Genomic DNA, 11,321 nt, shown 5'->3' on the forward strand with positions numbered 1-11,321 from the left:
GTCCATTCCCCTGCACGTTTAAAACCCTCGGGGACGGTTTCCGGAACCTCGCGAATCGTGTAGCCGGCACGGTCGTATGGGACAGCTCCGTGGACACCGGCGGGTCGCTTGCCTGTGCCGAACCATGCTTCGGGCTGATCTTTGGTGGAGGCAAAGCCATAGACGTTTGTGGTCAGTGTGCCAACAACCTGCTGAGAGCTGTTGCTGACAACCTCAAAGACAACACCACCCGCCGGCTGCTCCAGGCCGGATTGATCGCTATTGCCGTAATCCTTGAATTTGGAAATCTCAAGGTTAAACGCAATGGGGATATCGGAAATGCGAGATTCGATCTCGACCACGCCTGAATCGCCGAGCTGGTCGGCTCCAACGGTATAGGTCCAGCTGTCGTTGGATGGCAGGTAGCCCTCGGGGGCTTTTGATTCGTAGATGGTAAAGGTTCCTAAGGGGACATCGGCGAGGGTGGCCCGACCGCTTTCGTCGGTCGTGAGGATTTGCGCCCATCCAGGGGTTGATTGCGACACACACGTGAACTTTGCTCCTGCGAGCGAAGCTCCAACTTGGGGGCCTGCATTCGTCGCGGCATCGAGCTTTGCGATGCGCAAGGTAATGGTGCCGGGCTGTTCATCAATGGCGACCTGTCCACCGTCATTCCCCGTGGTAAAGGCGATGCGATCACGACGGGGGACATAGCCGGCCGGCGCCTTCGTTTCAACTAGGTAGTATGCCGTGTTGGGCAGAAGTGTTGCTTGCGCTCGACCGTTGCTGTCCATCTGGACGGTGTCGACACGCGCGCCGCTGGTGCTCTCAAAAACATCGAATGTTGCCCCGTCAAACTGATAAGTATTGTTTCCGCTGGTAATGGCAGCGTTTGCAGACTGCTTTTGGAAGGAAACAGAGACCGCCGGCAGTACATAGAGCATGTCTTGACGTTTGCTGCCGCCCGATACGGCTCCTAGATAGCGCCGCGCGCGGTGCGGAGCGGCTTTGATGCTTCCTGATTTTGCGCTGTCGTGGAGCCACCGCGCAGCCGCCACGACTTCATTGTCGGCGGTAAAGTGCCCACTCTTGGTTTTGCCCTGAGCGGTCGTGTAGGAATAGGTACCGTCGACATGGGTAGTGCCGTTGAGCATCCATACGGCAAGCTGGGTTGCGGCGCGGGCGCGATCGGGTGAAAGATGGTAACCGCCAAACGACGTGGCGGTAGGATATCCGTGACAAACGATTGCCGCGAACTCGTCGTCGAGCCACACCCAGCCTTGATCAAAGTTGAGCCATGGGCCGCCCGGCTTGGTGGGGCCGGGGCGCTCCTGGTTCATGCAGTAGGCAATCGAGGCGTCTTGAGCTTCATACTTGCCGATGAAGAAGGGCCCACAATCATCGCTAATAGTGCGGAAGCCGAGCTGATCGTAGCCATCGACGGCAAATGCGGCTCCCGGTGTCAGGCAGCCGAAAACCAGGAAGAGGAGCAGGAGCAGCGGACCTGTTGCGATTGCGCTGTGGACAGAGTGTATGGGTGCGTTGGACATGGCTGCTCCTTATCCCTCGTGCGCCGCATGGGGAGGTTGCGACGCGTAGGATGAGGCTACCCCCGAGGTTCATGCGGGTAAGTACCGGAGCCTGACCAAAAGCTTGCCCGATTTCTGACAAATCGAGCTCAAATACAACAATCAGATAAAAGTGCAGGTAGAAGATGGTAAGAAAAGAAAGACAAAGGTCCTCATCTCCACAATTGGCGCGGTTTTCAAACGATTCTCCACAGCTAAAACAAGCATCGACACCCTTGTATCGAACAAGACAACCGCGTTATACTATCCCCCACATATGCGGGCATCGCCAAGTGGTAAGGCATCAGCTTCCCAAGCTGACACTCGCGGGTTCGAGTCCCGTTGCCCGCTCCAGTAAAAAGCACAAGCACGACAGCGTTACGTTGCCGTGCTTTTTACTACTAAGCGCCGGGACTCGAACCCGCCAGGGTGCGAGCGTTAAGCAAACGCGAAGCGTTTGTAGCGAGCAGGCGAAGGCGCCGACAGGCGCCTGAAGCCGGTGCGGATTTGCGAAGCAAATACGCGGACGTCCCGTTGTCCGCTCCATGGAGCACAGAAGACCTCGGGACGGCCAATTCAACAAAGTCTTCCCCATCGTCACCGTGAATCCGAGGGGATCGACCGCAGCCGGTGCGGATTTGCGAAGCAAATAACGCAGACGTCCCGTTGCTCGCTCCAATTCCAAAATGTTAGGTTAATGCCTGCTGCCCATACTTGCACCTGCGCACGGTACAATGGTTGGGTTACGACCAACGTGCCAATAACCAAAAAGGAGCCGCTATGATCGATCGCTATACCCGCCCGGAGATGGGACACATCTTCTCCCTCGAGAACAAGTACGCCATTTGGCAGGAGATCGAGGTTCTGGCCTGCGAGGCCCAGGCGGAGCTCGGCAAGATCGGTATTTCCAAAGACGAGGCCCAGTGGATCCGCGACCATGCCAACTTTGAGAAGGCGAAGGTCGATGAGATCGAGGAAGTCACGCGCCACGACGTCATTGCCTTCCTGACCAACATGAAGGAATACATCGATGCCGATGTTCCCGAGGGCGACCCCAAGCCCAGCCGCTGGGTTCACTATGGCATGACCAGCTCCGATCTGGGCGACACGGCCCTGTGCTACCAGCTCACCCAGGCCTGCGACCTGATCATCGAGGACGTCAAGAAGCTCGGCGAGATTTGCAAGCGTCGCGCCTTTGAGGAGCGCAACACGCTCTGTGCCGGCCGCACTCATGGCATCCACGCCGAGCCGATGACCTTCGGCATGAAGTTTGGCTCTTGGGCCTGGGAGCTCAAGCGCGATCTGGATCGTCTTGAGGACGCCCGCAAGAATGTTGCCTTCGGTGCCATCTCGGGCGCTGTCGGCACGTACAGCTCCATCGAGCCGTTTGTCGAGGAGTACGTCTGCGAGCACCTGGGCCTGGTTCACGACCCGCTGTCCACGCAGGTTATCAGCCGCGACCATCACGCCTATCTCGCCGGCGTTCTCGCCACCACCGCAGCCACCTGCGAGCGCATCGCGACCGAGGTCCGCAATCTGCAGAAGACTGATACGCTCGAGGCCGAGGAGCCGTTCCGTAAGGGCCAAAAGGGCAGCTCCGCCATGCCGCACAAGCGCAATCCCATCACCATGGAGAAGGTCTGCGGTCTGTCGCGCGTCGTGAAGTCCAACGCCCAGGTCGCCTTCGATAACGTCGCCCTGTGGCACGAGCGTGACATTTCGCACTCCTCTGCCGAGCGTGTCGCCCAGGCCGATAGCTTCATCGCACTCGACCACATGTTCCAGTGCCTCATCCGCGTTATCGACGGCCTGCAGCTGTACCCTGCCCGCATGATGGCCAACCTCAATAAGACCCGCGGCCTCATCTTCTCCTCCAAGGTGCTGCTCGCCCTCGTCGATACGGGCATCACCCGCGAGGACGCGTACGCCATTGTGCAGGAGAACGCCATGGCAACCTGGCACGAGGTACAGGATTGTGTCTCCGGCCCCACCTTTAAGGAGCGTCTCGAGGCCGACCCGCGCTGCACCGTCAGCCAGGAGAAGCTCGACGAGATCTTTGATCCATGGGACTTCCTCACCCGTATCGACACGGTCTTTGATCGTCTGGAGCAGCTGAGCTTCGAGTAGGTTCGGGCATAACGTTAGCTTTTTAGGGCGCTTTGCTGGTAATGTGTGTTGCCGGCAAAGCGCCTCGTTGCATTTAGGGAAAGACGGGGATAATAGTCGTCTCGAATAACATTCTGAGAGGGGATCGCATGATTTCGTTTGATTACAAGCCTCAGGGCGTGTGTGCTCGCAATATTCACCTTGACCTTTCCGATGACGGCAACAAGGTGATAGGCGTTGAGTTTACCGGTGGCTGCGACGGCAATCTCAAGGCAATCTCCAAGCTGGTCGAGGGCGCTCCTGCCGATCGCGTAATCGAGGTTCTCGCCGGTAATACCTGCGGTATGAAAAAGACCTCCTGCGCCGACCAGCTTACGCGCGCCATCGAGGCCGCTCGCGCCGAGATCGCCTAATGGGTATCGCCGATCACATCAAGAACGGAATATCGCGTCGCGGCTTCGTACTCGGTGGGGCTGCCGCGGGCGCTGCCACGGTACTTGCCGGATGCTCGAAAAAAACGGGCACCAGCGATGATGCCGCCGGCGAGCCGCAGGTTATCAAGGACGATTCCAAGATCATCTCGATTACGGATGAGTACGAGGCAGTCGACATCGATCTTGAGCCGGCGGCGTCGTGGACGCTGCCTCTGGGTACGCTGCTGTACTACTGCGACGGCGATTACGCCGCGGCGATGATGGCGCCCGCATCGGCGCTGCACGCCAACACACTCGGTGTGCTCAACCTGGGTGATGGCTCGCTTACCACATTAATCGAGGATCCTATCGAGGGCACGGGATATGCATTCTACGATGTCCGTGCCGGCGACGGCGTATTCGCGTGGGTTGAGATGAACTTTGCCAATTCATCGTGGAAGCTCTACGCTCAAAATCTGTCGGGCGCTTCGCTCTCTGGCGACGTGGTTGAGCTCGATCGAGGTGGCAAGGACTATGATCCGCCCTTGTTTACGGCGTTCGGGTCATCGGTCATCTGGTATAAAATGCCTTCGGCAGGCGGCAATAAAACGAGTAGTGATTCGTTTTGCTATCGTCGCTCGCTTGATGAATCCAAGGCCGAGGTAATTTGGAAATCGACGGGCCGCTTTGCATCGGCCCCGCGCGCGAGCGACGGCATTTTGACCATCTCGCCGCGTGTCCGCAACGACGAGGGCGTCTACTACGGCATAACGGCAATCGATCTGACCGACGGCAACAACACCAAGCGTGCCCAGTTGGTCCTCCCTTCGTCAGTTTCGCCTTTCGAGGCCGTATATATGGGCGATACCTTCGTGTTTTCTATCGAGGCGGCCTATAGTGGCGTGGGCAGCCTGGGCAATATGGGCACGTATATCGGTAATGAGGGAGGGCCGTACCTCTTCCTGTCACGCGAACCGCTCGCATGTGCGGCTGGCAAGAAGAATAAATACCTTGTTAAGGTACAGGCGTCGCATTTCCTGATCGACACCTCTGCCAAGACCTATGGCTCGCTGCTGTCGCCCGACCGCGCTTTGGAGTATGGCGATTATCCAGCTACGGCGGGAAAATCGGACTCATTCCTTACGTACGCCACGGTGCGCAACAGCCAGGGTATACCAGAGACAGTCACTGCACGCCTATTCTCTCTTTAAGCTTAGAGGGGTTAAAAAGGCGCCAACAGGGGAATAAACGCGTTGTAATTGTGAGTACCGCCCGCCGAGCTGCCGCGTCATAGCGGCATCTGGCGGGCTCAGGTGCGTTAAAATGGGCTTGTTCTTAGCTAATTGAGACAGGGGGGCCGTGTTATGGCTTCAGATGCAAAAAAGATTCTGCTGGTCGAGGATGAGAAGGCAATCCGTGACGCCGTCGCTGCCTATCTCGAGCGCGAAGGCTACTGGGTTGTGGGCGTCGGCGACGGCCAGTCCGCGATCGAGGAGTTCGAGAAGCATCAGTTCGACCTGGTCGTGCTCGACCTTATGCTCCCCAAGATCCCCGGCGAGCGCGTTTGCCGCACCATTCGCGATACCTCGGATGTCCCCATCATCATGCTGACGGCTAAGGGCGAGATCGAGGACCGTATTATCGGTCTTGAGCTCGGCGCCGACGACTATCTGATTAAGCCGTTCTCGCCGCGCGAGCTCGTCGCCCGCGTTCGCGCTCTGTTCCGCCGTGCCCATCAGGCCGACGAGCCCGCCGTCGAGGTACTCGACTTCGGCGATCTGGTCATCGATATCTCGGGCCACAAGATCTTGGTCGAGGGCAAGGAAGTCGATCTGACGGCTTCCGAGTTCAAGCTGCTCACCACGCTTGCCCGCCATCCCGGCCGTGTGTATAACCGCATGGAGCTGGTCGAGAAAGTGCTCGGGTATGACTTTGAGGGCTATGAGCGCACCATCGATAGCCACGTGAAGAATCTTCGCGCCAAGCTGGGCGATGATCCCAAGAAGCCCAAGTGGCTCTACACCGTCCATGGTGTCGGCTATCGCTTCGAGGCTCCGGCCAAGACCGATAAGTCGGACGAGAAATAGGGAAATCACATATGACACCTGCGCGCTTTGAAATCGGACAAAAGCACAAGCAGGAGAGCGAGGCGGGTTCCAAGGCTAGTTGGAACACGCCTCGTTCCGATTCACGGCCAACGATGAGCTATCCCTCGCGCATGGCACTTGCTTTTGCTCTGACATCGCTCATGACAGTATTGGTGCTGGTGGGCGTTGTCTCTGTTGTGTGGGGCACGGTCTTTTCGGATTACACGCGCTCCAATATCGTCGAAATCGCAAATTCCGCTGCCGAGAAGTTGGCGACCTCATATGAGGAAAACGGCTCTTGGACCGCGGGAGAACTGCGCACGGTCGCAACGTCGAGTTTGGTTTCCGACGATCTGGGCATGCAGGTCGTCAATAAAAAGGGCGTGATCGTTTATGACGATTCCTGGCCCTCGGCAAGCGCCACCGCCGATGTACGCGAAAACCAGGCTACGACCGACGACACGAGCGGCAAGAGGGCATCGCATAGCCCGGTCTCGTCTGCTCCAACCGACTCCGATAGCGTTGCTAACGTCGAGATTGTAACGTCTTCCGGCGAGCATGTCGGACAGGTAAAGCTGTGGGCCATCGGCTCCGACGCTCTGCTCACCAAGGCGGACTCTGCGTTTAGGGAGAAGACCTTTAACGCCATGGCCCTCGCCGCGGTTGTTGCAATCTGCATTTCGGTCGTTATCGGATCGCTCGTGTCGCGCATGCTCACCAAGCCGATTCATCGCATCACCAGTACCGCAAAGCAAATCCGTGACGGCGACCTGTCGGCTCGCACGGGACTGCGCGGTGATGACGAGATCGATCAGCTGGGTGAGACCTTCGATGAGATGGCCACTTCGCTCGAGAAGGATATGAAACACGAGAAGCGCCTGACCTCAGACGTTGCACACGAGCTTCGCACGCCGCTTATGGCCATGCTCGCAACGGTCGAGGCCATGCAGGATGGCGTGTATCCCACCGACGATGAGCATTTGGAGACCGTTGCTTCCGAGACGCGTCGCCTGGCTCGTCTGGTGCAGCAGATGCTCGACCTATCGCGTATGGAAAACAGCACGGCTCCGCTCAATCTAGAACCGGTGGACATGGTTCCGTTCGTGCGATCGATTGTGAACGGCCAGGAGCGTCTGTTTGCCGACCGTGACCTTCGTCTTCGCTTTGCAGATGAAACCCAAGGGCACGACGATGTCGTCGAGGCCGATCCCGACATGATCACGCAATGTGTTATCAACCTCATGAGCAACGCCATGCGCTACACCCCCGAGGGCGGTTGGGTCGTGGTGTCGGTGCTCAGTGACCGCAGGCACGTCAGCATTGCCGTTTCTGATACCGGCATCGGTATTGCCAAGGACGATCTGTCGCGCATTTTCGGGCGGTTTTGGCGCGCCGATGCCAGCCGCGCCCGCGAAGCTGGCGGCCTGGGCGTCGGCCTCGCCGTGACCAAGCAGATCGTCGAGCGTCACCATGGCTACATATCCGTGGAGTCGGAGCTTGGAAAGGGTACGACTTTTACAATTCATCTGCCCCGCGAGCACATGGCGGACGCGGCATCTACTACAATGGAGCACTAGCTTTTCGCTATTCGGTGAAGGAGGGGCCGTGTCCCTGCCGCTCCGAGTTTGCGAAAACATGCGGGAAAGAACCCGCATTTCTGTCGTATTTAGGTAAGGAGTGACTCACGTGACAACGATGGAGCGTCGTCCGGATTCCCGTGGCAAGGTTCGTGATATTTACGATGCCGGTGAAAACCTGCTGATGGTCGCCACCGACCGCATTTCTGCGTTCGACTTCATTCTTCCCGACGAGATTCCGTTTAAGGGAGAGGTGCTCAATCGCATCTCGGCATTCTGGTTCGATAAGTTTGCCGACATCGTCCCCAACCATCTCGTTTCCATCGACCCGGCGGATTTCCCCGAGGAGTTTGCTGAGTATCGTGACTACCTCGCTGGCCGCGCCATGCTGGTTAAGAAGGCCCAGACGATTCCTATCGAGTGCATCGTCCGCGGCTATCTGACCGGTTCGGGCAAGAAGACCTACGACGAGAACGGCACCGTCTGCGGCATCCAGCTGCCTGAGGGCCTGACCGAGGCTTCCAAGCTTCCCGAGCCGTTGTTCACGCCGTCCACGAAGGCCGAGATCGGTGACCACGACGAGAACATCTCGTTCGAGCGTTGCTGCGAGATCGTGGGCGAGGACATCGCCACGCAGATTCGTGACCTTTCCCTCAAGATCTACAAGGCCGCTGCCGAGTACGCCGCGACCCGTGGCATCATCATTGCCGACACCAAGTTCGAGTTTGGTGTCATCGATGGCAAGGTCACGCTGATCGACGAGTGCCTCACGCCCGACTCCAGCCGTTTCTGGCCTGCTGCCAGCTACGAGGAGGGCAAGATCCAGCCTAGCTACGACAAGCAATTCGTCCGCAATTGGCTCAAAGCCAACTGGGATATGACGGGGGAGACCCCGCACCTGCCCGCCGAGGTCATCGATGGCACGTCCGAGCGCTATCGCGAGGCCTTCCAGATCATCACGGGCTCCCAGTTCACAAGCATGAAGGAGAACGCATAAGTGAGTACCCGTAGCGCCACGAACAAGCGCACGCAATCCCACGAAGTTACCGGGGTTGCGCGCAAGTCTGCCGCATCTGCTAAGCCCGCCCGCCAAGCAGCGAGCTCCGTTCGCGTCGTGCCGGCTTCGTCTAAGGCACGCCGCAAAGAGCTCGAGAAGGGCGAGAACCTCGAGGGCCTCTCTAAAGAGGAGAAGCGCGCCCGCAAGGCTAAGCAGCGCGCCAAGGAGGACCGCATCTATACGGTGTCGAATATCCTCCTCAAGCAGGACGAGGACTACACCAAGCGCCGTCGCATCTGGTGGATTGTGCTCGCCATTGGCATGGTGCTCGTCGTGGCAATTTGGGCCTCGCTGTACTTCGCTCCCGCTGGCATGGTGTCCAGCCCTGTCCAGATGGTCGGCATCGTTTTGTCCTATGTCATCATCCTAGGTGACTTTATCTACGACTTCGCTCGTATTCGTCCCTTGCGCAACATGTACCGCGCGCAGGCCGAGGGCATGTCCGAGAACAAGCTCAACGCTCTTATCGAGCGCGCAGCTGCCGAGGAGGACAAGAAGGACTCCAAGAAGAAGTAGCGTTTGTATCCATACATATCGCTAAGATATAAGGCGCGTCGTTTTTGCGGCGCGCCTTTTTACTGTTCTATAGATAGATGGAGTGGCACATGATTCGAGCTGCCCTGACGGTCGAAGAGGCCCTGGAGGGTATGAAGTCCCTGGAGCCCAAGATTAAAAACTATGCGCGCCTGGTTGTCCGCAAGGGCGTAAACGTTAAGCCCGGCCAGGAAGTCGTCGTTCAGTCTCCGGTTGAGTGCGCGCCGTTTGCGCGCGTGGTGGTCGCGGAGGCCTATGCTGCCGGCGCCGGCCACGTGACGGTCATTTGGGCCGATGATGCCGTGACGAGGCTCACGTACGAGCATGTCGAGAAAAGCTATTTTGAGCAGACGCCCGAGTGGAAGCGCCTGCAGCTGGATTCCCTGGCCCAGGACGGTGCCTGCTTTATCTTTATCGAGGGTGCGGACCCCGCCGCCCTTAAGGGCATCGATCCCGCTAAGCCCGCTGCAGCTTCTAAGGCAAAGAACACGCAGTGCAAAGTTTTCCGCCGTGGACTGGATTACAACATCAATCCGTGGTGCATCGCCGGCGCTCCGGTCGTGGCTTGGGCGCGCGAGGTGTTCCCGGGAGACGCCGATGAGGTTGCAATCTATAAGCTGTGGAATGCGATTCTGCACACCGCTCGCGCCGATGGCCAGGACCCAGAGAGCGACTGGGAGCTCCATGACGCCGCATTCGAAAAGAACCTGCGTTTCCTGAACGACAATCGTTTCGACTGCCTGCATTACACCGCGGCAAATGGAACCGATCTGACGATTGGCATGACGAAGGGTCACGAGTGGGCCGGCGGCAAGGGCAAGACGCCCGATGGGCACCCCTTCTTCCCCAACATTCCCACCGAGGAAGTCTTCACTTCGCCCGATCGCATGCGCGCCGACGGTATCGTGTACTCGGCCATGCCGCTCATCCACCACGGTAATAAAGTCGACGATTTTTGGATTAAGTTCGAGGGCGGCCGCGTGGTGGACTACGACGCCCGCGTGGGCAAGGCAACGCTCGCAAGTATCATCGATACTGACGAGGGCGCTGCTCACCTGGGAGAGGTCGCGCTCATTTCCAAGAACACGCCGATCCGCGAAAGTGGTGTTCTGTTCTACGATACGCTCTATGACGAGAACGCTAGCTGCCATCTCGCGCTAGGTGTCGGTTTCCCCGAATGCATCGAGGGTGGGTACGACATGTCCAAGGAGGAGCTCCTGGAGCATGGTGTTAACGTCTCGAGCACGCACGTCGATTTTATGATCGGCACGGACGACATCGATATTACGGGCATTACGCCTGATGGACGTGAAGTTGTGATTTTCCAGAACGGCCAATGGAGTTGGGAATAGTCCCAGACCGTGGTACAATGCCACCCGCGGGCCGTTAGCTCAGCTGGCAGAGCAGGGGACTTTTAATCCCAAGGTCCAGGGTTCGAACCCCTGACGGCCCACCATGGAATAGAAAGCGATCAACTCCGGTTGGTCGCTTTTTTGTTGCCGGTGCACGGGTTCGAACCCGTCGGGGCGCGGAGCTGAGTAAACGCGTGAGCGTTTGCCAGCGCAGCGCGCAAGGCGCGAAAGCGCCGCAGCGGCCGCCTGCGAAGCAGGCTGAACCCCTGACGGCCCACCCAAAGATTGTTGAGACGGTCAACTTCGGTTGGCCGTCTTTTTTGTTGCCGGTGCACGGGTCGAACCCGTATCTATCTATATATAAGAACGCTTGGCGAACAAAACCCGCCTTTTACCGATGGGAAACAAATAGCTGATGCCTTTGGAGTAAAGTAGCGCTCCAGAGATGACCGATGTCTCAATACTCATAAAACAGCTGGTCATCGCCAATATCAGAAGTCAATGCTTCAGTTTTAACCTCAGTGATGCGACTGAGGGACGTATTCATTTGTGAACAAAATATGGAGTGCGCGATTCCCGCCCACGGCGCCCCTCCGGTCTGGCAATATATCTCCTTGCCGCGCGGCCCGGTCGGACCGGATCAGCCGC

At 58.1% G+C, this 11,321-nt stretch carries 9 protein-coding genes and 2 tRNA genes; 10 read left to right on the forward strand and 1 reads right to left on the reverse strand.

The window, feature by feature from the left end; translation table 11 throughout:
* On the reverse strand, positions 1-1,529 hold a 1,529-nt coding region (locus AB5405_RS01765), incomplete at its 3' end, for an MSCRAMM family protein (protein WP_368137386.1).
* A gap of 297 nt (positions 1,530-1,826) precedes the next feature.
* Between AB5405_RS01765 and AB5405_RS01770 the strand changes: the two genes are divergently transcribed.
* The 10 genes from AB5405_RS01770 (at position 1,827) to AB5405_RS01815 (ending at position 10,777) form a co-directional block, all read left to right on the forward strand.
* Positions 1,827-1,901, forward strand: a tRNA-Gly gene (locus tag AB5405_RS01770).
* Positions 1,902-2,327: 426 nt separating this feature from the next.
* On the forward strand, positions 2,328-3,674 hold the full coding sequence (gene purB, locus AB5405_RS01775) for an adenylosuccinate lyase (RefSeq protein WP_055251306.1): 1,347 nt from the start codon (positions 2,328-2,330) through the stop codon (positions 3,672-3,674).
* Between the two features lie 128 nt (positions 3,675-3,802).
* Positions 3,803-4,066 carry a TIGR03905 family TSCPD domain-containing protein gene (locus tag AB5405_RS01780; protein WP_022093796.1) on the forward strand — a complete coding sequence of 88 codons (264 nt, stop codon included), beginning with the start codon at positions 3,803-3,805 and terminating at the stop codon, positions 4,064-4,066.
* Positions 4,066-5,277 carry a twin-arginine translocation signal domain-containing protein gene (locus AB5405_RS01785; protein WP_055310311.1) on the forward strand — a complete coding sequence of 404 codons (1,212 nt, stop codon included), beginning with the start codon at positions 4,066-4,068 and terminating at the stop codon, positions 5,275-5,277. Before AB5405_RS01780 ends, AB5405_RS01785 begins: the two co-directional genes overlap by 1 nt.
* 153 nt (positions 5,278-5,430) lie before the next feature.
* Entirely contained in the window at positions 5,431-6,153 is a 723-nt protein-coding gene (locus tag AB5405_RS01790) for a response regulator (protein ID WP_006236208.1), read from the forward strand.
* 11 nt (positions 6,154-6,164) lie between these two features.
* Positions 6,165-7,730, forward strand: coding sequence for a sensor histidine kinase (locus tag AB5405_RS01795; protein ID WP_055310312.1), 1,566 nt, complete (start codon positions 6,165-6,167; stop codon positions 7,728-7,730).
* A gap of 118 nt (positions 7,731-7,848) precedes the next feature.
* Positions 7,849-8,727: a phosphoribosylaminoimidazolesuccinocarboxamide synthase gene (locus AB5405_RS01800; protein WP_035136481.1), complete on the forward strand. Its 879-nt coding sequence runs from the start codon at positions 7,849-7,851 to the stop codon at positions 8,725-8,727.
* The gene (locus AB5405_RS01805; RefSeq protein ID WP_022093792.1) at positions 8,728-9,303 is read left to right on the forward strand and encodes an ABC-2 transporter permease; all 576 of its coding nucleotides are present in this window, start codon (positions 8,728-8,730) and stop codon (positions 9,301-9,303) included.
* Between the two features lie 89 nt (positions 9,304-9,392).
* Positions 9,393-10,673: an aminopeptidase gene (locus tag AB5405_RS01810; protein WP_022093791.1), complete on the forward strand. Its 1,281-nt coding sequence runs from the start codon at positions 9,393-9,395 to the stop codon at positions 10,671-10,673.
* Between the two features lie 28 nt (positions 10,674-10,701).
* Positions 10,702-10,777: transfer RNA gene (locus tag AB5405_RS01815), tRNA-Lys, on the forward strand.
* The last annotated feature ends 544 nt before the right edge of the window (positions 10,778-11,321 follow it).

This window comes from Collinsella aerofaciens (assembly GCF_040920445.1).
Lineage (GTDB): Bacteria > Actinomycetota > Coriobacteriia > Coriobacteriales > Coriobacteriaceae > Collinsella > Collinsella aerofaciens_BH.